This window comes from Paraburkholderia sp. GAS41 (genome assembly GCF_050436545.1).
In the GTDB taxonomy this organism is placed as follows: Bacteria; Pseudomonadota; Gammaproteobacteria; order Burkholderiales; family Burkholderiaceae; genus Paraburkholderia.
In genome coordinates this window covers 677250-704246 of record NZ_JBNDMK010000001.1, presented here as the reverse complement: position 1 = coordinate 704246, position 26997 = coordinate 677250, and the positions used below count along the sequence as shown (strand labels likewise).

Annotated in this window: 21 protein-coding genes and 2 pseudogenes; 11 read left to right on the top strand and 12 right to left on the bottom strand. The window is 63.6% G+C overall.

Annotated elements, in window-relative coordinates; translation table 11 throughout:
* Positions 1-308 precede the first annotated feature (308 nt).
* Positions 309-1067, bottom strand: a complete 759-nt coding sequence (locus P3T43_RS03065) for a hypothetical protein (protein WP_429279540.1) — start codon at positions 1065-1067, stop codon at positions 309-311.
* A gap of 730 nt (positions 1068-1797) precedes the next feature.
* Between P3T43_RS03065 and P3T43_RS03060 the strand changes: the two genes are divergently transcribed.
* The gene (locus P3T43_RS03060; RefSeq protein WP_429279539.1) at positions 1798-2202 is read left to right on the top strand and encodes a helix-turn-helix domain-containing protein; all 405 of its coding nucleotides are present in this window, start codon (positions 1798-1800) and stop codon (positions 2200-2202) included.
* A 435-nt stretch (positions 2203-2637) separates the two neighbouring features.
* Here the strand turns inward: P3T43_RS03060 and P3T43_RS03055 are convergent, their stop codons facing one another.
* Positions 2638-3549 carry a LysR family transcriptional regulator gene (locus P3T43_RS03055; RefSeq protein ID WP_429279538.1) on the bottom strand — a complete coding sequence of 304 codons (912 nt, stop codon included), beginning with the start codon at positions 3547-3549 and terminating at the stop codon, positions 2638-2640.
* A 145-nt stretch (positions 3550-3694) separates the two neighbouring features.
* Between P3T43_RS03055 and P3T43_RS03050 the strand changes: the two genes are divergently transcribed.
* The 7 genes and pseudogenes from P3T43_RS03050 to P3T43_RS03020 all read left to right on the top strand — a co-directional run bounded on the left by P3T43_RS03050 (position 3695) and on the right by P3T43_RS03020 (position 13007).
* A complete protein-coding gene (locus P3T43_RS03050; RefSeq protein ID WP_429279537.1) occupies positions 3695-5629 on the top strand; it encodes an alkyl/aryl-sulfatase in 1935 nt (644 codons plus the stop codon).
* A 66-nt stretch (positions 5630-5695) separates the two neighbouring features.
* A complete protein-coding gene (locus P3T43_RS03045; protein WP_429279536.1) occupies positions 5696-6985 on the top strand; it encodes an MFS transporter in 1290 nt (429 codons plus the stop codon).
* 111 nt (positions 6986-7096) lie between these two features.
* Positions 7097-8215, top strand: a complete 1119-nt coding sequence (locus P3T43_RS03040; RefSeq protein ID WP_429279535.1) for a porin — start codon at positions 7097-7099, stop codon at positions 8213-8215.
* Between the two features lie 394 nt (positions 8216-8609).
* A pseudogene (locus tag P3T43_RS03035) lies at positions 8610-10093 on the top strand (phage integrase family protein).
* A 91-nt stretch (positions 10094-10184) separates the two neighbouring features.
* A pseudogene (locus tag P3T43_RS03030) lies at positions 10185-10463 on the top strand (aldo/keto reductase); the annotation flags it as partial.
* A gap of 484 nt (positions 10464-10947) precedes the next feature.
* Positions 10948-11775, top strand: coding sequence for a creatininase family protein (locus P3T43_RS03025; protein ID WP_429279534.1), 828 nt, complete (start codon positions 10948-10950; stop codon positions 11773-11775).
* A 116-nt stretch (positions 11776-11891) separates the two neighbouring features.
* Positions 11892-13007, top strand: a complete 1116-nt coding sequence (locus P3T43_RS03020) for a YncE family protein (RefSeq protein ID WP_429279597.1) — start codon at positions 11892-11894, stop codon at positions 13005-13007.
* A gap of 13 nt (positions 13008-13020) precedes the next feature.
* Here P3T43_RS03020 and P3T43_RS03015 read toward each other — a convergent pair whose 3' ends face one another.
* From P3T43_RS03015 to P3T43_RS02970, 10 genes are all read right to left on the bottom strand, one after another.
* Positions 13021-13308: a hypothetical protein gene (locus P3T43_RS03015; protein ID WP_429279533.1), complete on the bottom strand. Its 288-nt coding sequence runs from the start codon at positions 13306-13308 to the stop codon at positions 13021-13023.
* 15 nt (positions 13309-13323) lie between these two features.
* A complete protein-coding gene (locus tag P3T43_RS03010) occupies positions 13324-13821 on the bottom strand; it encodes a hotdog family protein (RefSeq protein WP_429279532.1) in 498 nt (165 codons plus the stop codon).
* Positions 13818-14699: a beta-ketoacyl synthase chain length factor gene (locus P3T43_RS03005; RefSeq protein ID WP_429279531.1), complete on the bottom strand. Its 882-nt coding sequence runs from the start codon at positions 14697-14699 to the stop codon at positions 13818-13820. Before P3T43_RS03005 ends, P3T43_RS03010 begins: the two co-directional genes overlap by 4 nt.
* Positions 14696-15931, bottom strand: a complete 1236-nt coding sequence (locus tag P3T43_RS03000; RefSeq protein ID WP_429279530.1) for a beta-ketoacyl-[acyl-carrier-protein] synthase family protein — start codon at positions 15929-15931, stop codon at positions 14696-14698. Before P3T43_RS03000 ends, P3T43_RS03005 begins: the two co-directional genes overlap by 4 nt.
* A gap of 76 nt (positions 15932-16007) precedes the next feature.
* Positions 16008-16910 carry a polysaccharide deacetylase family protein gene (locus tag P3T43_RS02995; RefSeq protein WP_429279529.1) on the bottom strand — a complete coding sequence of 301 codons (903 nt, stop codon included), beginning with the start codon at positions 16908-16910 and terminating at the stop codon, positions 16008-16010.
* Entirely contained in the window at positions 16907-19453 is a 2547-nt protein-coding gene (locus P3T43_RS02990; RefSeq protein ID WP_429279528.1) for an MMPL family transporter, read from the bottom strand. The genes P3T43_RS02995 and P3T43_RS02990 overlap by 4 nt, the downstream gene beginning before the upstream one ends.
* The gene (locus tag P3T43_RS02985; RefSeq protein WP_429279527.1) at positions 19453-20100 is read right to left on the bottom strand and encodes an outer membrane lipoprotein carrier protein LolA; all 648 of its coding nucleotides are present in this window, start codon (positions 20098-20100) and stop codon (positions 19453-19455) included. The genes P3T43_RS02990 and P3T43_RS02985 overlap by 1 nt, the downstream gene beginning before the upstream one ends.
* A 3-nt stretch (positions 20101-20103) precedes the next feature.
* Complete coding sequence (locus P3T43_RS02980; RefSeq protein WP_429279526.1) at positions 20104-21102, bottom strand: acyl-CoA synthetase; 999 nt, start codon at positions 21100-21102, stop codon at positions 20104-20106.
* A complete protein-coding gene (locus P3T43_RS02975; RefSeq protein WP_429279525.1) occupies positions 21099-22928 on the bottom strand; it encodes an AMP-binding protein in 1830 nt (609 codons plus the stop codon). The genes P3T43_RS02980 and P3T43_RS02975 overlap by 4 nt, the downstream gene beginning before the upstream one ends.
* A 66-nt stretch (positions 22929-22994) precedes the next feature.
* Entirely contained in the window at positions 22995-23651 is a 657-nt protein-coding gene (locus P3T43_RS02970; protein ID WP_429279524.1) for a hypothetical protein, read from the bottom strand.
* A 673-nt stretch (positions 23652-24324) separates the two neighbouring features.
* Between P3T43_RS02970 and P3T43_RS02965 the strand changes: the two genes are divergently transcribed.
* From P3T43_RS02965 to P3T43_RS02955, 3 genes are all read left to right on the top strand, one after another.
* Positions 24325-24585 (top strand): phosphopantetheine-binding protein, encoded by a 261-nt coding sequence (locus P3T43_RS02965; protein WP_429279523.1) that lies wholly within the window; start codon positions 24325-24327, stop codon positions 24583-24585.
* Positions 24586-24702: 117 nt separating this feature from the next.
* The gene (gene fabG, locus P3T43_RS02960) at positions 24703-25419 is read left to right on the top strand and encodes a 3-oxoacyl-ACP reductase FabG (RefSeq protein ID WP_429279522.1); all 717 of its coding nucleotides are present in this window, start codon (positions 24703-24705) and stop codon (positions 25417-25419) included.
* A gap of 174 nt (positions 25420-25593) precedes the next feature.
* A complete protein-coding gene (locus P3T43_RS02955) occupies positions 25594-26937 on the top strand; it encodes an NAD(P)/FAD-dependent oxidoreductase (RefSeq protein ID WP_429279596.1) in 1344 nt (447 codons plus the stop codon).
* Positions 26938-26997 lie beyond the last annotated feature (60 nt).

Genomic DNA, 26997 nt, shown 5'->3' with positions numbered 1-26997 from the left:
CTGGTCTCGAGTTTCTGCTTTGGGACAGTCATTTGCGCCTCAATTCAGGTTTCGAGAGCATGCGGTTGCCGACGCTGGTTGGATTTCATTCTCGCAGCACACGCCACCTGGATGCTGTCGACAAGGTTATGTGAAAAAACATCTGGAGCATGGCAGCGAATCTCGCGCCGACGGCCACGCCCACGTCACAGCTTTCTCGTTCATTCGCGGCTCCGTTTCGTCCATTTGGCCGATTGTTCTTGAGCCGGCCGAAACTTCCATTCACGTTCGAAGAACGTGGATTCAGGGATGACCTTCAGGCTGTCCCTTCATCTACCGAACGTCAGGTTCAGCCCCGCAAAAATTGTGAATTGCGGCACACCCGCACCTGAGTGCGCCACCGAATACTGCGGCTCGATGAACGCGTTGTAGATGGTTGAGCCGATCTTCCACGCCTTGCCCGCACCGAGACCTACCGGAATGTAGTAGTCGCCATGCTGCAGGTCGAAGCTCCAGATACCGGTTGAGCGGATATACCAGCCGCCGGGCAGATTGAAGATGCCGAACGGCTCGACGGTAAGCGACTGCGTGGTGGGACGGTCGCTCTGACCGGCAAACGAGTGTTGCCACTGAACGAGCGCGCCCAGCAGGCGGGCTCTGGTCGCACTAACCGCAACGGCGGCCAGACCGGCCTGCCATTTACCGCTTCCGAGACTCGGATCGGTCGCCGTTGGCGCGGTGATTAAGGGACCTACGCCGAGCTGAACATCGGACTGGGACAGAAGAAAGATGTCGAAAAGATTGATGTCGCCAAGCCCCGTGTTGTAACCCCCGGTCGGATCCGGACCGGTGCTGACCGGGACAGTGGCACGAAATATCTGGGGAACGCCAATGGGCCCAATTGGCCCGACAGGAATCGTAGGCCGCAGCAGCAAACTGTTCGTATGACCTGAGGCGCCGAAGAGGTTTGGCGTGTAATAGTTCTGGATGTTGAACGAGGGCGCAAGATTGAGCGGATTGTTGCTTTTGTTTGTATCGTCCGCTTCAGTCTGGGCTGACGCATTAGAAGAAAAGGACAGATACACCATAACGAGGAAAAGTCCGGACCTGATCGTTTGGACGCAGAGATTCCTCATTTCTCCAACCTCGAAAAATTTTTAGATAATCCGTGATCACACATAATAAATATGCGGATAACCTAACAAGAGAATCGTCTCCTCAGGCAGACGGTGGCCCGCTCGCCACCGGAGGTGGAGAATTACGCAAAACGCTAGCGCGGAATGGTCAGAATTACCGTGCAATTTGAGCACTAAGTTCGCGAGACGATGTGACGAGCCATACAACGTTCCTTGATGAGACGAAGCTGGCGCACGGTGAAGTCAGTGCGATCGAGGACTTCTAAGCAATATCAGTTTGTTGCGATCTGTTACGAAATGCTAGCAAACGTCCTGAAGAATGACAAGCACCGTTTGTTCGGAATTCGCGGGTCATAGTTATCGCGCATATCCGCAGAATAGCGCGCTTGCAGGGTGAGAACAGTATCGCGATAGGCAGAATGAATGGCAGTGACGAAGGTAATTATTTTCTCCGACGCGTGACTCATTTCATAAGAAATATTTTATAACCTGATGTGTAATTCTGGAGTTTACGCGATGCTTTTTAACCGCTATAAGCATTCCGAACCACCGCCGTCGGTTTTTGGACAGAACAGCTATTACGCATGGCGCTCGATGCATTTATCGCGCTAGGAAGAGTTTAGCGGTAGCAGCCTGGCAGTCACTTTTGTGTTCCTCCGGATTTTCATGGAAGGTCAATCAAATGGCATCCCGAACCGAAGAACTACCGAGCGTCGCACGAAGAATGGCTGCGGGCCAAATGCTGGTCGACGGTGCGTCGGTTAGCGATGTTGCAGAAACGATGCACCTTTCCACCGATACCGTGAAGCGATACAAGGCCATTGTGGATGATGGCGGCTTGGACGCACTAAGCAAGATGAGTGTCGGTGGCCGTTCGTCTGTTCTGGACGAGGAGGCGCTCGTATGGATTTCAAGCGCGCTCTCCGGTTCCGCGCAAGAGCATGGTTTTTCTAGCGATGCCTGGACAAATGCAAGGTTGCGTGAGCTTATCGGCAGGCAATTTGGGGTTCATTACTCCCGCGTCTACGTATGGCAGATCGCGACAAACCTCGGACTGGGCCATCGGCTTTCGAAATCAGGCAGGTGAACAGTCACGGATGCCTGGTCATTGGATTTGATGGAGCGGGGTATAGCGGGATAGGCAGAAAAAGTTGTGCTTCGCGCGTTTTTGCTGGGTCACGGGAGCGTACCGAACTTCGTCTGGCAAGTGCGCTAAAAAAGGGCGCTTGGCGAACGCATTCCTGTTGGCGGCGACTCTAATGATGACCTCAAGCCGGATGCAATCGATTTCGCTGGTCGTTGGACGTCCCAACCCGCGCATAGTGTATCTCGCGGCGATCATGGCGCAGATCGCTTAAAGTTCAATGAATGTGCCGCAGCACTTCTCCGTGACCACTCGCAGGGTGACGTCGGGGCCAGAGATGACAAGTTAATGTCGATTCCTTACCGCTGACGGGCTGCACGCGCCCGCCGCGCCGTGGAGGCTGACTTCCGCAGGGCAGGCAACTCACGACTATTACGGCTAAAACGTCGTGGTGCCCATCCGATCCACCGATTCCACGGCAGAAACAGCCCGCTCTGCCGCTGGCGACAGCGTGCGGCCCGCAAGATGCACGATCTCGAATCGGGCAGCGAGTTTGAAACTTTGAGGTAGTGGAAGTTGCACTAGCGTGCCGCCCGCGACTTCGGCCGCCACCGCGCGCAATGGAGCGAGCAGAATCACATCGGCACAGCTCGCCAGTAGCACAAGCACACGAAAATCGTTGCTTTCGACCTGAAACTGCAGGTCTTCGCCGGGCCGGCAGCCGAACGCCTTCCGGAGGTTTGCACGAACCGATTCCGGAAGAGGAACCGACGCGAACGGCGAATGCCGCAATTGCGCGAGGGACATTTCCTGTCCGATCAGAGGATGACCCGCCCGAACGAAACAACCCGTGTGTTCGTTCGCGAGCCGCCGGACCGCCAGATCCGTCGAGGTCGGAACGAACCTGTGGTCGACCACCACAAAATCGAAGCGCTCTTCACGCAACCCGTTCATCAGCAATCCGCCGTCGTTGACTTCTGCCGTCACTTCGAGCTTTGGCCATTCCCTGTGCAGCGCAATCAGCGCATCGGCAAGGAAGATGGGCGCGGCGTGCGGCCCTAGCCCGAATCTCACGCGCCCCATTTCGTGTTTCTGGACGAGCAGCAGATCCCGCTCGAGGCAATTGGCCTCGAACAGAATGCGCTTTGCTCTGTCGAGTACCAGATGTCCCATCGCGGTCAACACGACTCCGCGCGTGTGCCGGTCGAACAGCGTGAATCCGACCTGAGTTTCCAGAGCCTGAATGCTGCGTGTCAACGCGGGCTGCGTCAGATGCGCGCGCGGCGCGGCTGCTGCGATCGATCCTTCTTCTGCGACCGCGAGGAAATGCTCGAGTTGTTTAATATTCATGATATGCGGAAAGTGCATCACGGAAGTGAATAACTTGCACTTGTATTATAGCTATGACTCGGCTCAAATAGGTCCGCGAAAGGCTTTTACGTTAAGCCATCCGCTGCGATACGAGCCAGACACGCCACGAATCAGGAAGTCCTTCATGCAAAATCTCTCCCAATCGGACACCTCTTGCCCCCTCCCGGCAGCCGGCGTCCCGACGGACGCTACATACGCAGCACACCGCACTGCGCTGCGCGCACTTCCGCCTGAAAACGACGAGGACTTGGCGGATGCGTCGCGCGGGTTTGTCGGGACAGTTCCCGACGCGGAAGTCCGCGATGCTCATGGCCGGCTGGTCTGGAGCCTCGCCGACTATGCGTTTCTCGACCGGGCGCAGGCACCCGCGACGGCGCACCCGTCGCTATGGCGTCAAGCTCGCCTGAATGCCATTCACGGTCTATTCGAAGTCACCGATCGTATCTACCAGGTGCGCGGTTTCGACATCGCGAACATGACGATTATTGAAGGCGACACGGGCCTGATCGTCATCGATCCGTTGACCACGAGCGAAACCGCCCGCGCAGCCCTCGATCTCTATCTGCGTCACAGGCCGAGCAAGCCCGTTGTCGCCGTGATCTATAGCCACAGTCACACGGATCACTTCGGCGGCGTCAAGGGCGTCGTCAGCGAAGCCGACGTGCGGTCGGGCCGTGTCGCGATCATCGCGCCGAACGGCTTCATGGAGGAGGCCGTTTCCGAAAACATTCTGGCCGGCACGGCGATGGCGCGACGAAGTCAGTTCCAGTTCGGTCATACGCTCGCACGCAATCCGTGTTGCCAGATCGATTCGGGGCTGGGAAAGAATCTGCCGCGCGGCACATTGACGCTGATCGAGCCCACCCTGTTGATCCGCGAAGAAAGCGAGACGCATGTGATCGACGGCGTGGAGATCGTTTTCCAGCTGACGCCGGACAGCGAAGCACCCGCCGAGATGCACTTTTTCTTCCCGCAATTGCGCGCGCTCAATCTCGCGGAAAACGGGACTAAGACGCTGCATAACCTCTGCCCCCTTCGCGGTGCCAAGGTGCGCAATGCGCAACTGTGGTCGCGCTATCTCGGACGCGCGCTGGAACGATATGCGCCGCATGCCGATGTAGCGTTTGCGCAGCATCATTGGCCCACGTGGGGAACGGCGCGCGTCGCAACGTTTCTCGAACAACAGCGCGATCTCTACAAGTATCTGCATGACCAGACCGTGCGCCTGATGAATCACGGCTTGACTGGCCCGGAGATTGCCGAGCGCATGACGTTGCCTGCAAGCCTTGCTGCGCAGTGGCATACCCACGGGTATTACGGCACGGTGTCACACAACGTCAAGGCCATCTATCAGCATTACCTGAGCTGGTATGACGGCAACCCGAGCCACCTGAACGCATTGCCGTCCGAGATGTCGGCGCCTCGTTACGTTGAATACATGGGCGGCGCGGATGCGATGCTCGAGCGCGCGCGCCGCGATTTCGCGAACGGCGACTACCGGTGGGTCGCACAGGTCATGAACCACCTCGTTTTCGCCCAGCCCGACCTGCATGAGGCGCGCGAACTTGGCGCTGCCGCGTTGGAGCAGATGGGGTTCCAGGCGGAATCGGCCACTTGGCGGAACGCGTTTCTTCTGGGTGCGCGCGAGTTGCGAGACGGCGCCGGGTCGACGTCGGGTTATGGCAAACGCAGTGCCGACATGGTGAGCGCGATGACCGACGAGATGTTCTTCGACTACCTCGCGATTCGCATCGACGGAATCAAGGCGCAGGCGCTCGATCTTCGCATTGCATGGCAATTCACCGACACGCAGCGGGCCTATGCTTTGACCCTGAAGCATGGCGCGTTGACGTGTTCCACGACCGTGCACGCAGCGTTTGCGCACGTTGGCTTGCGGATGACGCGCGCCTTGTTGAATCGCATCCTCGCCGGTGAGGTCGGATTTGCGGACGCTGTCCGCACCGGCGATATCAGGCTCGAAGGCGACTCGAACGCTTTCATCGCGATGCTCGGCACGCTCGACACGTTCGACGGCAACTTCAACGTCGTAGAACCATAAAAAATCAGGTGCGTTTCCGTCGAGTCGGCGGGAGCCACTTCATGCTCACGCATGGAGGAGACGAAAGTGAACAGACCCTACGACGCATGGGGCGCGTGGCGCATTGCATTGCTGCTGCTGGCGTTCATGCTGGTGAACTTCTTCGACAAGATTGTCGTCGGCCTGCTCGCCGTGCCTCTGATGACTGAACTCAAGCTCACGCCGGTTCAGTTCGGCATGGTCGGCAGCAGCTTTTTCTGGTTGTTCGCCGTGGGTGGCATTGCTGGTGGATTTCTCTGCAACCGCATCGCGACGCGGTGGGTCCTGCTAGCCATGGCGCTGGCGTGGTCGTTGTGCCAGGTTCCTCTGTTCGTGCCGACTTCGTTCGCGGTTTTCATCGCCGCGCGCGTGGCATTGGGATTGACCGAAGGCCCGGCCTATCCCGTCGCTATCCATGCCGCCTTCAAATGGTTTCCTCCGCATAAGCGCATTGTGCCTATAGCGGTGTTCAACGCGGGCGCGGGGCTCGGGCTGCTGATCGCCGGGGTGACGGTGCCGCTTGTGACGGCCCGTTGGGGATGGCGCGCCAATTTCCTCCTGCTCTGCACGCTGACGATCGCATGGTCCCTGTGCTGGCTCGCGTTCGGACGCGAAGGAAACGTCGACGCAATGGCCACCCGGACGCTGCTCCGACCGCGCGTCGCCTATCGTCATCTGCTGGCCGACCGTACGCTCGTCGCGACCATGGCGATGCAGTTTGCGTCCTACTGGGGCGTCGCGTTTTCCTTTACTTGGCTGCCTGCTTATCTGCAAAAAGGGCTGGGGCTCGAGGCGACTGCATCGGGACGCCTGTACGCATTGATCGTGGCCGCGGCGATGCCGCTTGCAATCACGGCGTCATACGGCATTCAGTGGCTGCTGGTCCGTGGCGTTCCGCCAAGGATTGCGCGCGGCTGGTGTACAGGCGCCTGTCAGATGATCGCGGGCGCGATGTTCTGCTGCGCGGCCGCGCCGCTACTTCCACTTGCCGTGCGTGCAATGTTTCTGATTGCCGGGATGGCGCTCGGATCGGGAAGCTACGCGATGTGCCCGGCGATCCTTGGGGAAGTCACGCCCAGCGCTCAACGCAGCGCAGTGCTCGCAATAGGCAATTCGGTGGCGTCTTTGGCGGGCATTTTTGCGCCGCTGATCACTGGCCATCTGGTTCAGGCACATGCCGGCTCGCGTGGATACGAACTGGCTTTCGATGTCTGCGGCGTGCTGCTGATTGCCGGTGGCCTTGGCGGCGCGGCGATGGTCGATCCACAGAGATCCTTGGGTCGCCAATTGCGCGGGTCCGGCGGGGCAGCGGGCGCGCCGCAAACGCAAAGTACGTAGCGGCCACGCCGGACCTTCCGATTCACCGCGATTCCGAACCATTCCGCTTTACTTGGCAGCCACGGCTACGCAGCCAATCATCAACGTCGATCGATAACTAAAGAGACCTCTATGCGAGCAAGAATGCAGGCTATATGTGGATTAGTACCGTTGCTGCTTGGCGGTGCAGCGTCCGCGAGCGAATCCGGCGTCACGCTTTACGGGGTGGTCGACACTTATTTGCAATATCTCGACAACGGGGGCCAACATTCGGTCGCAATGAAGAGCGGTGGCTCGACCGGCTCGCTATTTGGTTTGAAGGGCAATGAAGATCTGGGCAGCGGGCTGGCCGCACAATTCGTCGTCGAGAGTGGCTTCAACCTGAACAACGGCACGCAGTTCGCCGATACAACCAGTCTCTTTTATCGCCAGGCGTGGGTGGGGCTAAAGGACGAGCGGCTCGGCTCGCTCAGCTTCGGGCGTCAGTACGATGTGGCTTTCCGCGTTGTTTACCCGACCGATCCGTTCTTTGTGAACGAAGTGTTGTCTCCGTTCTCGGCGATGGTTCTCACGCCGGATCGGAATACGCTATCGACACAGTACGATCCGGCGCGCATGAGTAATTCCGTGCTCTACCAGACACCGAAGATGGCGGGTGCCCAAGCTTATGCGATGTATGCGTTCGCGGCAACCGTGACCCAACCGGTGCCTGCCTCGACAGGCAATGCGCTTAGCCTTGGGATTAACTACACCGGTCCTGGTTTGTACGCAGGGCTCGCGTACGTGAACCAACGCCCAGGCACCGAGACGATCTCGTCGCTACCGGCGCCTCTATCGCTGCTCGGCACCGAGCATTTCGTCGGTGCTCTCGCGTACCGGATCGGAATCGTGAATCTGCAATTCAACTACTCTTACCAGCGCTCAGTCGATGCCGCACCACACTCGCTGGCCGCGTTGCTCGGGACCGGGCATTCGGTCAGCCTGGCAGAGCTTGGCGCGACAATTCAGGCCAGCACTGCGGACGCCATCGAACTGGCGGCACTTTATCGCAATGTGCGCGGCGCACACGACAACACGCCGGGTTTCCAGGCGGGTATCGACCACTTCATCTCCAAACGGACCAGCGTCTACGCGCGCGTCGGCTATTTCAAGAACAACGGGACGGCTACCGTGAGTTGGCCTGGCGTTGCTGTTACCGAAGCAGCCACGAACCAGTTCATGACGGCAATCGGCATGACGCATCGTTTTTAGGCTTCTGCGGGTTGCTTGAGCCGTTTCTTGTTTCGCAGCGAATCCGGGCGGCTTTCCGATCTCAGCGCCGGAACAATTCTCATCTCCTGCTCGCCGGTTGGGGTCATCGATCGCAATCTTTGGAGGTGGGTTGATGATCGGCGGACAGCTTGCCAGCGTGCAGACCGCGCGAATGGCCGTTCCGCACTTGCGACCGGTCATAGCCCTTGCATTGGCTCGAAGGGCGGTTGTGGGTCGACAAGAGGCGGTCGCGCCATCCCCACAGCGGCCGTTCACGAACCCGGCGATGGGCTTATAGGATGTGAGGCCTCGGTCGCAAATGTGCTTGCTGGCCGTGCTATCAAGATAACTTTTCTTATCTCTGTAGCAACGTTTCTGGACCAAACTCTAGGTCATGAAAACGCGTCTCACCTCGATACCTTCGCCTGAACCTCGCCGCGTGGATTTTCCCGATGCCGACGAACTCGCGATGCTTCGCGTTTGATACGCCGGTATGCCGGTTCGCAAAGCCGTCGAGCGCTATTTACCTGATCGGATCGGCGCAGGGCAATCGGCGCGCGGCCTGCCAGGCAAGCTTCGACGACGGCTGGCGAAGTTAGCGCGGCATGCTTGCCGGCCGGATCTCGCCGCCGTTTTCGAGCAAGTGGAAAGTGAGCGTTTACGGGAAGCAAAGGCGGTCGCGGACGCGATCGAAGTTCTGCGCCATGCAGACCCGCCGACACCGCAGATCAGTGACAACATCGCTCTGTGGCTGCCGGCTCGCGCCGTTTCTGTGCTGCGTGCACACGACATTGCGACGCTGGCGGACCTCACCGTGCGGATTCCGCGCCGACGTCAGTGGTGGAAAGCGGTCTCCGGGCTCGGCCCGGCGAGCGCGAGGCGGATCGAAGCGTTCTTTGCCGCGCATCCTGAACTGACGGAGCGGGCGCGCGCCCTGGTCGCAGTCCGCGGTCCTCGCGCAGTCGTTCCGTGGGAGTCGCTCCGGCTTCCGCACGAGGTCGATGGCTCGTCGGGCGCCTTTCGCGCGCCGCGGCACACTTGCACGCTCGACGCCAACAACGATTACGCAGCCGTGCAGGCATGGCTGTCGCTGCACGAATCCCCCGCAACGCAGCGGGCCTACCGGAAGGAAGCCGAACGCTTGATCCTGTGGGCGATCGTCGACCGTGACCGAGCCCTGTCGTCGCTCACGACAGAGGATGCGATCTCGTACAAAAGTTTTCTGCGTCGGCCGACGCCTTTACCGAGGGCGAGTGGATGCTCGTGCGCACCATTGCTGACGGACTTGAGTGGTCATATGGCTGGGAAGCGCCGGCTGGGCAACGCCTGCGCTTCGTGCTGGACTTCGCGTATGCGACCGGCTTGCGGGTCAGCGAACTGGTCGGCGCCTGTCTCGGCAACGTCGAAACCGACGCCCGGGGCGATCATTGGCTGAACATCATCGGGAAAGGGCGCAAGGCGGGCAAGGTCGCGCTGCCACCACTGGCTCGTACTGCGCTGGACCGCTACCTGGTGGAGCGAAGGCTGCCGCTCACGCCGACCCGCTGGCGTCCCGATACGCCGCTCATCGGCAGCCTCGAGCAGGACAGCGCGGCAGGCATCAGCGGTGTCCGGCTATGGGAGGTCACACGCCGGTTTTTTGCGAAAGCGGCCGAAGTCATCGCAGCGGACAACCCGGTGCTCGCGAAAAAGCTGAGTCGCGCGAGTCCGCACTGGACCCGGCACACGCATGCAACCCACGCCCTGGCTCGCGGCGTCGAACTGACCACGGTACGGGATAACCTGCGGCATGCCTCGATCGCGACGACGTTGATTTACCTGCACAGCGACGAAGTCAAGCGCGCCCAGCAGATCAGGAACGCCTTCGTGGAAAGATAGGGCCAGCTGAACCGCGAAACGGCATGATCTTTCCGGTTTATATAACCTGGACGCTTATGATAGGCATTCACGCGTACCTTGTTCATCGCCCTATCTGTTCCGCGTCCTCGATGCGATCGACGAGATCGCGGAGGAAACCGGCAAGACGGTGCCGCAGATTGCGCTGAACTGGCTGCTGCAGCGTCCCACGGATTCGACGGTGCTGTTCGGCGCGCGTAACGAAGAGCAACTGCGGCAGAATCTCGGCGCGGTGGGCTGGAACCTGACGCCCGAACAGATGGCGAAGCTCGATGCCGCGAGCGCCGTGCGGCCGGCGTATCCGTACTGGCATCAGGAAGGCTTTGCGGAGCGCAATCCGTCGCCGGTGTAGGGCGGCGCGTCAAGCCTTGAAAAACGCCTTCAGCGCGAGCCGTAGTACGTCGCGCTGAAGGCGAGCGGCAAGCGTTGCCATTTGCTGCGATCAGTTCAACATTTCGATCGCTGCGACAATCAGCGTGAACACGCCGATGCAACCACCCAAGGTCACCGCACCTTGCATGAAAGCCGACATATGAAAATCTCCAAGGGTTGATTGAAGACCTCATTTGACAGCAATCGAAAGCATAAAGAAAGCAAATAGAAAGGTTTTCCGTGCGAATTTTGCCTGGGGAAAACCCGTGGCGATGTGCCAGGATTTCGCTCAAGCGCTGCTTACAACCCGCTTTACTCTCGCTTCATTCCCGCTGTATTCCCGCCGTATTCGCGCGCCTACGCAGCCTTGTCGCCGCTCAACAGCGGCCCGCAAATGCGCTTCCACGAGCGGAAGCGGCAGATATACTCACAGGCGTCGTCAATCTTCCGGGATGGGGCCTGTCATGCGTTTTTCATCACGGCGGCTGCTTGCGTCGATCGTCGCGTGGTTGTTTTTGCTGGTCGCGGCGCGAGGCGCTTTCGCGCAAACGCCGAAGACCGTCTTCCTCGAAAACCTGACCTGGACGGAAGTGCGCGACGCGGTGGCGGCGGGCAAGACCACCATCATCATTCCCATTGGCGGCACCGAGCAAAGCGGTCCCGATGTGGCGCTCGGCAAGCACAATGCGCGCGTGGCGGTGCTGTCGCAACGCATCGCCCAAGGTCTCGGCAACGCGCTCGTCGCGCCGATCATCGCCTATGTGCCCGAAGGCGGCTACGCGCCACCCACGTCCCACATGCGGTTTCCCGGCACCATCACGATCCCCGACGACGTGTTCGAAAAGTTGCTGGAATCCGCCGCCAACAGTTTCGCGGTGCACGGCTTCAGGAACATCGTGTTTCTCGGCGACCATGGCGGCTATCAGAACGACGTCAAGCGTGTCGTCGCACAGTTGAACAAGTCGTGGGCGGGGACTTCGGCGCGGGCTTTCGTGCCGCCGGAGTACTACGGCGCGAGTTCGGACGGTTACAACGAAATCCTGCGTCAGCATGGCTATCACGACGACGAAATCGGCACCCACGCCGGACTCGCGGACACCTCGCTGCTGCTCGCGGTGGCGCCGCAAATGGTCCGGCTCGAGCGTCTGCGCAGCGACCCCAAGCCCGGCCCGGCCGACGGCGTGTACGGCGGCGATCCGCGTCGAGCGACCGCTGAACTCGGCCAGCCAGGCATCGATCTGATTGTTTCCAGAACCGTCGAAGCGATCCGTAAGGACACGGCAGGGCGCTGAGCGCTGAGCGCCACGTTTCGTCATCCGGCTTGCGTCACCCATTCATGGAGGTCTTCGCTATGGCTCACCGTTCCGGTCGCTGGCTGCGGCTTGCATCGTCTGTTGGCGTGGTTCTGATGGGTTTATGGATGACGCAACCCGCCGCGGCTGCAGCGTCCGTGACGACCGTCGTGGGCATGCCGCCGGTGGTCAATGCGGGCAACCTGTACAGCGAAGCGGGCGTCAACCGTTTGAGTCCGGCGGTGGCGGGCGCCTTGCAACGGGTCTACGTGCCGAACCTGCGCTCGAACGATGTCTACGTGATCGATCCGGCCACCCTCAAGGTAGTCGACCGGTTCGCGGTCGGACTCAGTCCGCAGCACGTCGTGCCGTCGTGGGATCTGCAGACGCTGTGGGTGGCCAATAACGCCGAGGGCCGGCCCGACGGCAGCCTGACGCCGATCGATCCGAAGACCGGCAAACCGGGCAAGGCGGTGATGGTCGACGATCCGTACAACATGTACTTCACGCCCGACGGCAAGGAAGCCATCGTGGTCGCCGAGGCCCGCGCGCGGCTCGACTTTCGCGACGCGCATACCATGGCGCTCAAGTCGAACCTGGAGGTGCCGGAATGCAAAGGCATCAACCATGCGGACTTTTCGATCGACGGCAAGTACGCGCTGTTTACCTGCGAATTCGGCGGCAAGCTGGCGAAGATCGATCTGCTGAACCGCAAGGTGGTGGGCTATCTCCAGCTCGAAGCGAAGGGCATGCCGCAGGACATCCGCATTTCGCCGGATGGCAAGGTCTTCTACGTGGCCGACATGATGGCCAATGGCGTGTTCGTGGTGGACGGCGACAGCTTCACGAAGATCGGCTTCATCCCGACGGGCGTCGGCACCCACGGGCTCTACCCGAGCCGCGACGGCACGAAGCTGTATATCTCGAACCGCGGCTCGAATCGCGTGCACGGTGGCAAGCATGGCAAGGGCAGCATCTCGGTGCTCGACTTCGCGACGCGCAAGGTGCTGGTCACCTGGCCGATTCCGGGCGGCGGCAGTCCCGACATGGGCAATGTCAGCGCGGACGGCAAGATGCTGTGGCTGTCGGGCCGCTTCGACGATGTCGTGTACGCCATCGACACCACCTCAGGCGAAGTGCATTCGATCTCGGTAGGCATGGAGCCGCACGGTCTGACCGTGTGGCCGCAGCCGGGGCGCTATTCGCTGGGACACACGGGGAACATGCGCTGAGGCCCGCTGGGCTTTAGGTCTTTTCTTTCACCCAGTGCTTGGTGGCGTAATAGCCATGGCGGGTGGTATTCGCCACCGCATGGCCCGCAGTTTTGGCGCCGTGCGCGACCGCATGACCGGCCGAATTCACGCCATGCCCAACCGCACGGCCAGCGTTGCCGATGGCGTGCCCGGTTTCCTTGCCGGCGGTTTTCACGTCGGTCTTGAACTGATGCGCGCCTTCGGCGAAATCCGCATGGGCCAGCGGCGCGAGCGTAGCCAGCGTGAGGCTGGCGAGCAACAGTCTGCAAAACTTCTTCATCACACGGGGTCCTGATTAAAGGCCGGCGCTCAAGGCACGTGCGGCCGTTAGGGTTGCGCCGCTTGCATCGAGCATGACGGTAGCGCGTCCGCTTAGGATCGAGCGCTCGTCACACTGCAATACGAAGCGGTAGAGAATGGTGTTGCCGTTGCCGCTCAGGCGCTCGGCCGTGACGTTCAAGGGGCCGTCGAGCGTGTCGAGGCGGCCGGTTTGCGCGTCGATGTCCCGCACGCTGGTGAGAAAACCGGCGCGCGGCCGATCCTGCGAGGCTCCGAGCAACGCGCCATGCACGGCCATCGCCTGCGCGGCGTACTCGATGCCGCACACCGCCGCGAGGCGTCCGTGCGCGCGCAACGGATTGGCCGGATCGCGATGACTCGTCGCGGTACAACGAATGTGTTCGGCGTCCCACTCAACCACCTGGTCGAGCAGGCACATCGAGCCGCTATGCGGAATATGCGCGGCGATCCACGCATGGTCGAGCGGCGGCGAGAGCGGAAAGCTGGACGTCATTGTGGGTACTCGCCGGAATTGTCCAGGCTCGCGTCCGGCACCGGGTCTGCTATTGCGTCCGGCATCGGGTTTAGGCTCGCATCCGGCATCGAGATGTCGAGTTGTAGCTGAACGTCCTGCAGGTAGTCGAGCACCACGCTGGCGGTGCGTCGCGCCGCCAGCGCATCGAGCAGCGGCAGCGCGCGCGCCGCCGGATTGGCGCGCCGCATCTGTTCGAACTCCGGCGTGGCAAGGACGGTCGCGGGGGCATCGGTCAGGCGCGCGTCGATGCGCGCCAGCGTATTCGTATTCTGCGTCGGCGCGAGCACGAGCGCCACGCCGAAGGCATCGGGGATCGGCCGGACCTCGCGCATCGGCTCCGGATAGTCGGTATCGAAGGCGATCAACAAGGTCGGCACACCGTCCACCGCCACCTGGCAGAGACTTTCCAAGAGACCGGCGGCGAAGCTGCCGTCATACGCGCTCAACACGTTCGACGACGCCATTGCCCGGGTGGCGATGCTCCAGTAGCCGGCCGGCGCGTTGTGGACCGAGTTGTGAAAACGGGTCGGCGACAGCGCGCGGTCGTCGCCCGCGAGCGTTTCGCAGATCACGTGGCAGTTCTGCCCGTCGCCGCCCGACGCGGCAAACACCGTGGCAAGCGTCGCGGCATCGCGGCCGCTGCTCGCCACGGCTTCCTGACCTACCGCGAGCGCCAGCTTGACGCCCGCGCCGGTGCGGCGCCGCTCGGCCGCCGGCAGGCTGGCCGGTGCCGGAACGACCGTGCGCGCCGCGAGATATGCCGCGCGTCCGGCGAGCCGATCCTGCGCATCGCTCCAGTTGTCCAGGCCCGGCCCAAGCAACCCAACGCTTTCGATGAAGGCGCTCAAGGCAATCATGACGCGGCGCCTCGGTTGAGCGCGCGGTCGGCGCGCGCGAACAGGAGGCTGCAATTGGTGCCGCCAAAGCCGAACGAATTGCTCAGGACGGCCTGCAGTCTGGCCGGACCGCCGGTCAAGCGGTAATCGAGGCCCAGCGCCGGATCGGCCTCGGTCGTATTGATGCCTGCCGGCAGCCACTGCTCGCGCAGCGTCAGCGCGGCGATGACGGCTTCGAGCGCGCCCGCCGCGCCGAGCGTGTGGCCGGTCGCGCCCTTGGTCGAACTGCACGGCGTGGCGTCGAACAGCGCCTTGACCGCGCGGCTTTCGGCGGCGTCGTTGCTCGGCGTGGCCGTGCCGTGCAGATTGATGTAGTCGATGGCGTCGGCGTCGATCCCGCTGCTCGCCAGCGCCTGTTCCATGGCAAGGCGCGCGCCGAGCCCTTCCGGATGCGGCGACGACATATGGTAGGCGTCGCTCGATTCGCCGATGCCGACCAGCAGGATCGCGTCATTCGCCATGGCTGCGGCTGCCCCGTCTGGCTCCGGCGCGCGTTCGAGCAGCGCGAAGGCCGCCGCCTCGCCGATGGAGATCCCGCTGCGGTCGATGTCGAACGGTTTGCACGGCGCATCCGACAGCAGTTCGAGCGAGTTGAAACCGTACAGCGTGGTGAGGCATAGCGAATCGACACCGCCCACCACGGCGGCATCGATCAGCCCGGCGGCCAGCATGCGGCGCGCCGAGCCGAACACCTTGGCGCCCGACGAACAGGCTGACGAAATGACGAACGCCGGCCCTTGCAGCCCGAAATAGGCGCGCACGAACGCCGCCGAGGAATACGGATTGTGGGTTTCGGCATAGTGGAAACCGGCGGGCAGGGCGCCGCTTTGCGCATCGCGCCGGCGGTAGGCGTTTTCGGTTTCCAGAATGCCTGCGGTACTGGTGCCGATGAACACGCCGACCCGCTGCGCGCCATGACGCTGCGCTGCGGCGGCGACCGCTTGAGCAAAACCGTCCTGCGTGAGGCCCAGTTGCGCGAGCCGGTTGTTACGGCAGTCGAAGTCGCTCAGATCGGCGCGCACGGGCTGCGCGTCGACGCCGTCCACTTCGCCGATCCACGTGTCGAGCGTCGCCCGCTCGAAGCGGCACGGCGCGAGTCCGCCACGTTGCCCGCGCAACGCTGCGCGGGTGGCATCCAGTCCGAGGCCGGCACAACTCGTGGCGGTAAAGTGCGTGAGCAGGAGAGGTTTCAAAACAAGTCGGTCCTGTTACGGGTTCGGTGGACCATCGTGGCGCGGGCTGAATCGCCCGCTGCGATGGCGCCAAAGTCTATTTATCCATAGTAGCAAAAGGCGTGCTCAGGCCGCCGCCCACGCCGGGCGCAATCGCCGCGCGCAACGTGGTGCAGCGCAACTGGGCCGCGGCCGCCGCCTCCAGCACGGCCGGCAGCACGTCGAGCACCACCGGCTGATGGTGCGCATCGCGGGCCGGATGGCCGTCATGGACGAGCAGGATGTCGCGAGGCGCCAGCCCACGCAGGAGCCGCTGCGTGACGACCGCGGCGTCGCGCGTACGCGTGTCGAAGCCGCGCCGGGTCCAGCTCGCCAGATGCAACCCGAGCCGGCACAACACCGGTTCCAGAAACGGATTGCGCAAGCCCGCAGGGGCGCGGAAAAACAGCGGCCGTACGCCGCTGATCTCGGTGAGCGTCTGTTGCGCCGCGGCGATTTCGCGCTCCAATGCAGCCGGCCCCAGCAAAGAAAAATGATGCCGGTGCCGCTGACTATGGTTTTCCACCGCATGTCCGCGAGCGACGATGGCCTCGACACAATGCGGATGACGGCGCGCGACTTCGCCGATGCAGAAGAAAGTCGCGCGCGCGTCGTAGCGGTCGAGCAGGTCGAGCACGCGCGGCGTGACCTCGGGGTTCGGGCCGTCGTCGATGGTGAGCGCGATCTGCCTGCCCGCGCTGGCCGGCAACGCCGTCCAGTTCAGACCGAGCAAGCTGCTGCGCGGCCACAGTCCGGCCGCGGTCAGGCTCAGATGCGAGGCAACGACGCCGCCCACCGCCCATGGCCATAGCGCCGGCTGCAGCAGGACCGCGGCGGCGGCGCCGACGTGCAGCGCGGCCGTGCCCGTGATGAACGGCGACGGTTTCCAGCGCCGTGCGGCGCCGGGCGCGGCGGGCGTGACGGCTGCGACGGATAGCGGGCGCGGCGGCAGCGAACTCATACGCGCTCTCCACTGCGAGATTCAGCCGCCACGGGCGCTTTCACGCGCGTGATGGCGGGCGCGAGAATCGCCGAAAACAGCAGGGCGAGGATGGCGCCGGGACCCACCGTCAGACCGAATGCCTGAAGCAGCGGCACGCGGGCCAGCGCCAGCAGGCCGAAGCCGGCCACGGTCGCGAGGTTGGCGATCAGCAGCGAGACCAGCGTCTGCGGCGCGATGCCGGCGAGACCCGCCGCCGCGTGGTTCGGCTTGTTGAAAAACAGCGCGTAATTCGAGCCCACGGCGACGATCAGCAGCATGCCGATCAGATGCAGGATCGTGAGTTGTTCGCCCGCCAGCGCGAGACCCGCACACACCACCAGCACCGCCGCGAGGAGCGGAGCGAGCGTGCGCGCCACCGCTTGCGGCGAGCGCAGCGCGATCAGCAGCAGCACGACGATTGCGCCGAGGCCGGCGAGCGACAGGTGAATGTCCTCACGCACATAGTCGATGTAGAGCCGGTCGGCTTCGGCCTTCATGTCGACGAAGAGTGCGTCCGGTACCTGCGCGCTCGCCACGGTGGCGCGGAGGGTGGCGGCATCGAGACTGGGTTGGTCCGCTGTGACGGCTTGGGTTGCGTTATGCGTTGCGTTGCGCGTGTGATCCGGCGCGCGCAGCGACAGCATCGCGCTCCAGCGGCCGGCGCGCTCGGTCAGCAAGGCATCCACCGCGAGCGCCATCGAGGTGCCGCGCAGATCCGCACGTTGCAGCAGCGGTTGCTGGCGCGCGGCTTCCACATCCGCGATGAACGGCGCGAACGCTTCCGGCTTGACGCTAATCGTCTGATTGGCGACGGCCTCGCGCAGCCGCGCGCTGAGCACGTCGCCGGACGGCAGGCTCGCGAGGCGGGCGCGCTGCGCGGCCACGCTCGGCAGATAGAGCGCGGGGCTTTCGTAACCGGCCAGCACGCCTTGATCCACCCGCGGCTGCAACTGCGCGGCGACTTTCTCGGCGCCTTCCAGCACGGCTTCCTGACTTGCGCCAGAGATCACTACCAGATAGCGCACATCGGGGGCGCCGACATCGGCGCGCAGGCTTTCGTCGAGTGCGAGGCTTGACCGCGACACCGGACTGAGCGCCGACAGTTCGTGACTCCAGATCTGTTGACGATGCAACCCGAGCGTCGCGACCGACGCCACCAGCAACACGACCAGCGGCCAGCGCAAACGCGGCGCAGCGGCCGTGATACGGGCGAGCCGGGCGCCGAGCGGCGCGACATCGCGGATCGCGAAACGGGCGCCGCGCAGATGCGGCAATACGAAGCGCGTGACGAGCGCGGCCGTCGTCAGGCCGGCGATCGAATACAGCCCGAGTTGCACGAGGCCGGGAAAGCCGGAGAACAGCATGGAGGCGAAACCGCAGATCGAAGTCAGGACACCGAGCCGGATCGTCGGCCAGTAGGTGGCGATCCATTCGCGCAGCGCCACATCGTTTCGTACGGATGCCGAAGCAGTTTCAGATACGCGGCCTGACGCGTACGTGCGCGAGGACTGCACGAACAGATAGATCGAATAATCCACCGCTTCGCCGATCAGCGTCGTGCCGAAACCGAGGGTGATGCCATGCACCGTGCCGAACGCCAGACTCACCGCGGCCAGTCCCGCTGCAACGCCCGACAGCACCGGCAGCAAGCCGAGCAGGAGCGTCAACGGCGAACGGTAGACCACCAGAAGGAGCGCGACGATCAACACGAGGCTGACGGCGGACAGTCGCGCAACGTCATGCTTGATGTTGTCGCGCGTCTCGACGGAAAACACGCCCGGCCCGGTCATCAGCAGGCGATAGGACGCCGGGTTGGGCAGGCTGCGCGTGGCGGCATCGAAGGCATGTTGTACAGCGGCCATGGCACGCGCCTGGGCGTCGGTGTCGGAGCCTGCGCCCGTGGTCTGCACCACCAGCACCGCACGCTTGCCGTCGCGTGAGGCCCACACGCCGTCCTGCGACGACGGCTGGGCGCCGCTATCGAGCCGGTTGACGAGCGTGGCGACTTCGCCGGTCGGATCGTGCGGCAGCAGATCCTTGCTGAACATACCGGCCGACGAACCGAGCAGATCGAGGCTGTCGCCGAGCGCCTGATGCAGCCCGTCGGCGGAAAAACGCTGCGGCGTCACCGCCGGACTCAGTAGATAGCGATGCGCGAAGATGAACTGCTGGTCGCGCGCCTCACTGACGGGCTCGCCGTTGCTGACCGAGGCGAACTGCGCATCGCCGCGCAAGCTGGCCGCCACGTTGCGCGAAAGCGTGGCACGTGCCGCCGGATCGCCGCCTTCGATACCGACCAGAATCAGCCGCGACACCAGTCCGTCGCGCAACTGTTCGACCAGCACGCGCTGCCCGGCACTCGGCGAGCGGGGCAGAAAGGCGGAGAGGTCGGCGCTGAAGCTGGTCCGGCTGATGACCACGGCACACGCCAGCAGGAACACCAGCCACGCCAGCACGGCGCGCTGCCTGAGCAGGGGGCCAAGGCCGCGCTGTGAGGTGCCGGCGGAAAGCGGTTCGCACATCAGTTGGCGGCGTCGTTCTGCAGGCGCATCAGCGAATGATCGCCGTCGGCCTGCTGGATCGCGACCGTATGCAACAGGTCGCGCGTTCCGGTCAGCGTGATGGTGCTGATCGTCTTCAGCATACGGGAATCGCGCGGTGTGAGCGTGAGCGTCCAGTCGTCGCCGCTGCCCGTGACGGCCACCTTGTACACCTGCTCGAGCGCAAAACGGTTGCCTGCGAGGGTGGCGCGAATGCTCTCGATGAAGGCGGACAACTCCGGATACTGCGTCAGTGCCAGGGTGTACTGATGGCCGTTACGGGCGATGGTCAGCTTGTCGCCGTCGACCACGAGGTCTTCCGGCTTCGGGTTGTCCGTGCGTTTTTCCAGGTGGTCAGGCGCGGTGAACACCAGTTCGCCGGACGAGGTCACGGGCGCGTTGGCGATCGCCAGATACTTGGTTTCCTCGAAGCTCGCATGGCCGGATTTCTTCTGGCCGAGGGTGGACATCAGCCGGTCGAGCGTCCACGTCGAGGCGTCGGCACTGCCCGCTTGCGCGGCAGGCGCCGCGTGCGGATCGAAGGCCACTGCGGCGACGGCCAGCAGCGCGATGCGCGCGCGAGCCTTGCAATGCAGCGGAATACGGGGCAGTAGGCGGGCAGCAATCATGCGTCAGGTGTTCCTGCTCGTGGTGGTCAGATCGGCGCTGGCGGGCACCGCCTTGACGGTGCCGCGCGCAGCGGTCGCGGCCGCGTTTTCGTCGGCGGCATCGCTTTGCCAGAAGTCGAAATAGTTGAACCAGTTATGCGGCGCGCTGCGGCAGTGTTGCTCCAGCAGGGCGACGTAGCGTTCGAGAGCGGCCTCCACGGCGGCGCCGCGTTCGCTTCGTTCGATCTGCGAAAAATCCACCAGTTTTTCGAAGTGGATATCGTAGCGGTTGCCGCCGCGATACAGCCCGGTCATGAAGATGACCGGACGCTTCAACATCGCCGCCATGTGCAGCGGGCCGAGCGGAAACGCCGCGGGCTGGCCGAGAAAATCGATCCGACGCACCGAGTCGCGGACCTCCCCTAGCAAGGTGCGGTCGGCGAGGATGCCGATCATGCTGCCGTTGTCGAGATACTCGCGCACCTTCAGCATGGAATCGACCTGGCCGAGCGCGATCACGTCCTGTTTCGCGGCGGGATTGATGGAGGCCAAAATCGCGTTGATCCGGCGGGCGTTGTCCTCGTACATCGTGACGGCCACGCGCAGATCCGGCTGCGTGCGGCCAATCGCGCGCACGACTTCGAAGCTGCCCAGATGCGCGCCGATCAGAAACGCACCGTGTCCCTCGGCCAGGGTGGCACCGACCATTTTTTCACCATGCAAACGCAGATCGAACAGGTCGAAGCGGTCGTTGAGCAGATAGATGCGGTCGTGGATGGTCGCGCCGAAGGCGATCAGATGCCGCCAGATATCGAGCCAACTCGCCGGCCGGCCCAGCGCACGCGTGAGGTAGGCGCGCGAAGCCTTGCACGCAGCGGGCGAAAACAGCATGAAATAGATGCTGGCGGGGGCGATCACGACGCGACTCAGGCGCCGGCCGAGGCGTAACGACAGCCAGGTCATGAAGCGCATCACCGGGATGTTGCTGCGCTCCGCGCGTTGGGTCCAGGCAGGGCGCTTCATGAGCAGACCGCCTCGCCGACTGACGCCGGTGTCGGCGCGGCCAGCACGCCGCTTGCAACCGTACGGGGTCCTGCACTGACGGTAAAGCGGATCGCGCCGCTCGGCGTGGTCTCGTAGACGAGTTCGAGCGGCGTGCCCGGCTCCGCCGGGCTCGGGAACTTGGCCGAACTCAGCCGGCAGGCGTCCAGCGATTGATTCAGCGCCGTGCCGATGGCGCTGATCGCGTAGTCGAGCAGGACCACGCCAGGGACAATCGGTTGACCGGGAAAATGTCCGGCAAGGGCGGCGTGGTTCGGGGCGATGGTGAAGCTGAGGGCGCTTGCCGACGGCTGCGCGGACGCGGGCGTGGAAGACTGCGCGGATGAGGGTGCGGATAACTGCACGGAAGACTGCGCCGAAACGTTCGCAGCAGCCCGCGTATGTTGCGCGACCATCGCCGTGAGTACGTCACGCGGCAACTTGCCGGTGGCGTTGCGAGGCAGCCAGTCGACGAAGAACAAGGGGCGCGGCATGAAGGCCGCGTCGATGCGTTCGCGCAGCGCGCGCCGCAGATCGGCAGGCGTGAGGTTCGGAGCCACGACGAGCGCCAGCAGACGCGTGACGTGCTCCCGCCGGGCCGCCGAAGCCTGAGTGGCTGCAGGTTGCTCGTCCGGCATGAAGAACACCCCGTCGAGTACGCCGGGTATTTCGTTTAACTGATGATTCAGATAGCCGAGCGCGGTCCGTTTGCCGGCGATATTGATGAGTTCGCTCTTGCGTCCATGCAGCAGAAAATGACGGGCGTCGAGCAGTTCTAGCGTGTCGCCCATCGGCACCGGCGCTCCGATATGGCCGCCCGATGCCCAGATGGTTGCCTCCCTGGTGCCGTCTGCGGCGTGCGGGGTATCCGACTCACGCCGCACTTCGAGACGGACCTCCGGATAAAGCTCCCAGGCGGCGTCCTGCGCGGTTCGGCGGGTGGCGATCTGGCCGCTTTCGGTGCTGCCGTAAATTTCGAGCAACGGCGCGTCGAGGCGCGCCTCGGCGGTGCGTGCCAGATCCTGCGCCAGCGGCGCAGTCGCGGAGACCATCAGTGCAACTGGCGGCAAGGTCTGGTGCGACATCATCAGCGCCCGCAGGTGGACGGGCGAGGTCACGAGCACGCGCGGTTGCGGGACAGCCGCGAGTTCCGCGGCGACATCGCCCGGATAAAACGGTTGTCCGTTACTGAACGCGAAACCGCCAATCAGCGCCAGTAGCACCGTATTTTCGAAGCCGTACATATGCTGCGGCGGCACGGTGCCGACCAGCGTGCAGGCGCCCAGCGCGCTCAGACCAAGAAGCGCGGCCGAGGTGCGCAGGCACTTGACCAGGTCGCCCCACTGCTTGCCGTGCGGCACGGGGACGCCGGTCGATCCGGACGTGAACAGATAAGCCATGATCTGCGTCGCGTCGATCTGCGGCACGGCGAGATCGGCATCGGCGCACGACTGCACATCAGTTGCAGCGGACTCCGAAGGAAAACGGAAGCGTGGCAGCGCGACGCTACAGTGAGCGCTATCGTGCAGGCAGAACGTATCCGGCGCAAACGAGGCCAGTTGCCGCACCGCTTCAGGCGTATGTGCCGAGGGCAGCAGGCTGATCTTGCCGGCCACCAGCGTCGCACACAGGCCCACTGCGAAACGATAGCGATCCGTGCACATGTTGAAGACATGCTGACCCTCGGGCAGCGCTTTCGCGAGGCGCGTCACGTCGGCGAGAAACTCGCATACGGAGACCGGCGAACCGTCGCGCCAGGCAATCGTCTGGGCGGGCGACGAATGGAATAGCAGAGGAAGGCTCGGCATAACGTCAGTCAAAGCAGTGGCTAGGGGTCCGCACTGCCATGGTTCGATGCAGCGCGGCGTTCGAGATCATTGTGCGCGTTCGGCGCGGCCGTGCATCGTATGGCGGTAGGCCCGTGCAGCGGCGAACATGCTGGAGCGCTGCACATTGGGCAGGGCGACGCGCCGCCAGGCATGTTCGCCCACGAACATCACCGCGACCAGCGGCAGCGTCATGTAATTGGCGAAGGTTGACCACACAACCAGTGGCGCGGCCACGAACAGCAGGGTCGAAACGCCGGCAACGGCGAGGAAAAACGCGGTCCAGGCGAACGTAATCTGGCGGGTGTAATGCGCCACGGCGGGCGTAAGCGTGCCGTGGACCACCGCGGCGAACTGGCTGCACAGCGGCTCGCGACCCGCAGCGAGCGTGCGGCCAAAGACAAACGCCATGCCGAGGTTGATGCTCAGATGCTCGAAATACGCACCCCATTCGAAGTGACGGGCGAGCGGAGCCCGTGTCAGCCACAGGGCCGCGCAAGCGCAGGCCCACAGCGGCAACAGCCAGACACGTTGTGATGTGCGAGCCGCAGCGGCAAGCGCGATCAGCACGAGCGGCGCGACGACCACGGCGAAGCCGAAGCCCTCCGCGCCCGGCGTGCTGGCCGCGTAATGCGTGCCGAGCTCGCAGGCTGCGATGACACCCACCGTGCCGGCGCCACGCGCGATACGCTTGAGCTGCGTCATGTCGTGCTCCCCGCGAAGCTTGACCGCGCAGTATCGCCGCACGCCGGCGACGACGCCTGCGCGCCATGGTCGCTGGCATCGCAAGCGTGGCTTAACGCGACGCCACGCGCGGCCGGAAGCATGGTTTTTCTGGGTGACCTTCCGCGGGACGCTGCCCGGCAGAGGACACGAGGGATCAGTTCGATACGCTGCATATAGGGGGAAATTTTCAGGCCGGTTTGCGGGCGAGCCGGTTCTTTCGTCACATGAATCGCGCGCCGTCCGTTTCCGACGATACCAGCGCTACGCATTTTTCGTTCCCGAGGGCACGCTGTTTAACAGACCCGCCGCAGCGCACTGGGTTCGCAACCGCTTTTGTAACTGTTTGTGTGGCCGGGCGTCACCGCCGCGGCGGGCGCAATTCTAGCGTACCGTTCGCCACGCGGCGCATGGCGGGCTTGGCCCTCCGTATGCCCAAGCGGCGCGCGCGGACGCGCAAAACTTCATGTAACCCTTTCCAGGTATACGACCCGGGAGCGCCTCGGCTAGAATCGCCCCAGACTTACAATCTCGAAAAGCGGGCGGATTGCCGGTCCGACGGGGGTGAAGGCTGCGCGGCTACGGCTCGCGCAGGGGTCCGGGTACTGGCCTGGTGGCACCTCCTCCATTGGCATTGATCCCTGCATACAAGACAATGAATAAACTGGAAAGAGAGCTTGCCGCGCTGATCATCGGCGAACTGAATCTCGAAGACGTGCAACTCGACACGCTGTCGGCCGATACGCAACTGTATGGCGATGGGCTGGGCCTCGACTCGATCGATATTCTGGAAATCGCGCTGCTGATTTCGAAGAAATACGGTTTTGAACTGCGTTCGGACAATCCGGACAACCAGAAAATTTTTGCCACGCTCGGCGCGCTCGCAGCCTATGTGGAGGCGCATCGCGTCCGCTAGCGGGCGGCACGGCGGGCTCGCGGGCGGGGTCGGCTGCGTTGGCTGTATTCGCCTGATCGGGCGCCATGCTCGACGCGTCCGCGTTGGAAATCGAAAGCATTCAGTCATGGAGAATCGATGCGAGCGCTTGTGACAGGCGGCAGCGGCGCGTTGGGGCAAGCCATCAGCGAAGCGCTGGCGAGCGCGGGTCATGAGGTGTGGGTACAGGCCAACCGCGGCCTCGCGCAGGCCGAGGCCACCGCCCAGCGGATCGTCGCAGCAGGGGGCAACGCGCACGCCATTGCGTTCGACGTGACCGATGCCGAGGCCACCCAGCGTGCGCTGGAAGGGCTGCTGGAAACTGCGCCGGTGCAGATCCTCATCAACAACGCCGGGATTCACGACGACGCGCCGATGCCCGGCATGACGCAGCAGCAGTGGCGCAGCGTCATCGATGTTTCGCTGAACGGCTTTTTCAACGTCACGCAGCCGCTTCTGATGCCGATGATTCGCACCCGCTGGGGACGGATTGTCAACATGGCGTCGGTGGCGGGCGTGCTGGGCAATCGCGGCCAGGTGAACTATGCGGCGGCCAAGGCCGGCCTGATCGGTGCGACGAAGTCGCTTTCGCTCGAACTGGCGTCGCGCGGCGTCACCGTGAATGCGGTGGCGCCCGGCATCATCGAATCGCCGATGGCCGGCGCGGCCTTCCCGCCTGAGCGGATCCGGCAACTGGTGCCCGCCCAACGGGCCGGCCAGCCGCAAGAGGTGGCGTCGATGGTCGCCTACCTCGTGTCCGATGCCGCGGCCTATGTCACCGGTCAGGTTCTGTCGATCAACGGCGGGCTCGGCTAACACGCGCGAGGGCACGCGCCCCTCAGGCACGCATTGTGCGTCTAGCGTGACGCAGCGAGGGCCTCGCGCCCTTCATCTCAGGACCGCAAGGCCGCTTCATGGCGGCCCTGCGGCAACGTCAGCATGCAGAGGAAAACAATGGCCGAAGCGATTCAATCTGACCACCCTGAATACATGGAACACGCTGCCACTCCGCTTTGGGATGTGGTCGTGATCGGCGGCGGCCCGGCCGGTTCGAGCGCCGGCACCTTGCTCGCGCAGCGCGGCTACCGCGTGCGTCTGCTGGAGAAGGCCCGGCATCCGCGTTTCCATATCGGCGAATCGTTACTGCCGGCCAACCTGCGGCTCTTCGATCGCCTGGGCGTGGGCGAGCAGGTGAGGGCGATCGGCATGGTCAAGCTCGGCGCCGAATTCGTTTCACCGCAGCACGACAACCGGATGGAACGCTTTCTGTTCGCCGAAGCGTGGGACAAGACGATGCCCGGCGCCTACCAGGTGCGCCGCTCGGAACTCGATCATCTGCTGCTGCGCAATGCCGCCGAACACGGCGTGCAGGTGGTGGAGGGCTGCCATGCGCGCGACGTCGCCTTTCTGCCGGACGGCTCCGGTGCGGTGATCCGCGCGCAACACGACGACGGCCGCGAAGAGCAGTGCCGGGCGCGTTTCGTGGTGGACGCTTCGGGCCGCGATACGCTGCTGGCGAACCAGTTCAAGAGCAAGCGTCGCAACGACAAACACAACAGCTCCGCGCTGTATGGCCATTTTCGCGGCGCGCAGCGCAATCCCGGCGAGCACGAAGGCAACATCACCGTGTACTGGTTCGAGCACGGCTGGTTCTGGTTCATTCCGCTTGCTGACGGCACGACCAGCGTCGGCGCGGTGGTGTGGCCGTATTACCTGAAGAGCCGTCCGAAGGGCCGTTCGGTCGAGGACTTCTTCGCCGATACGATTGCGCTGTGCGCGCCGCTCGCCGAGCGTCTGCAGCACGCCGAGCGTGTCAACGAAGTGCACGCCACGGGCAACTATTCGTACAGCGGCGAACTCACGCACGGGCGCAATTTCCTGCTGCTTGGCGATGCCTTCGCCTTTGTCGATCCAGTGTTTTCGTCCGGCGTGATGCTGGCCATGCAGAGCGCCTTCGCGGGCGTCGAAGCGATCGATGTCTGTCTGCGCGATCCGGCACGCGCCGACGCCGCGCTGGCACGCTTCGACAAACGTCTGCGGCACGGGCCAAAAGCGTTCTCTTGGTTCATCTACCGGATGACGTCACCCGCCATGCGCGAACTCTTCATGGCGCCGCGCAACGTGCTGCGCATGAAAGAAGCGTTGGTGTCGCTGCTGGCGGGCGACATCTTCGAAGACACGCCAATCTGGCGCTCGCTGGGGCTCTTCAAGGGTGCCTACTACGTGTCGGCGCTGCTGAATGCACCGAGCACGTGGCGCGCGTGGCGCGCACGCCGCCGCAATCTGCGCGAGGCGAGCGGCGAGGCAACGGAAACGCGGATGGCGTCCCGCTAGCCGCGCCACGCGCCCCCTGCCGCCGGTCACTGAACGGCGGCAGCCATCAAGACTACTACT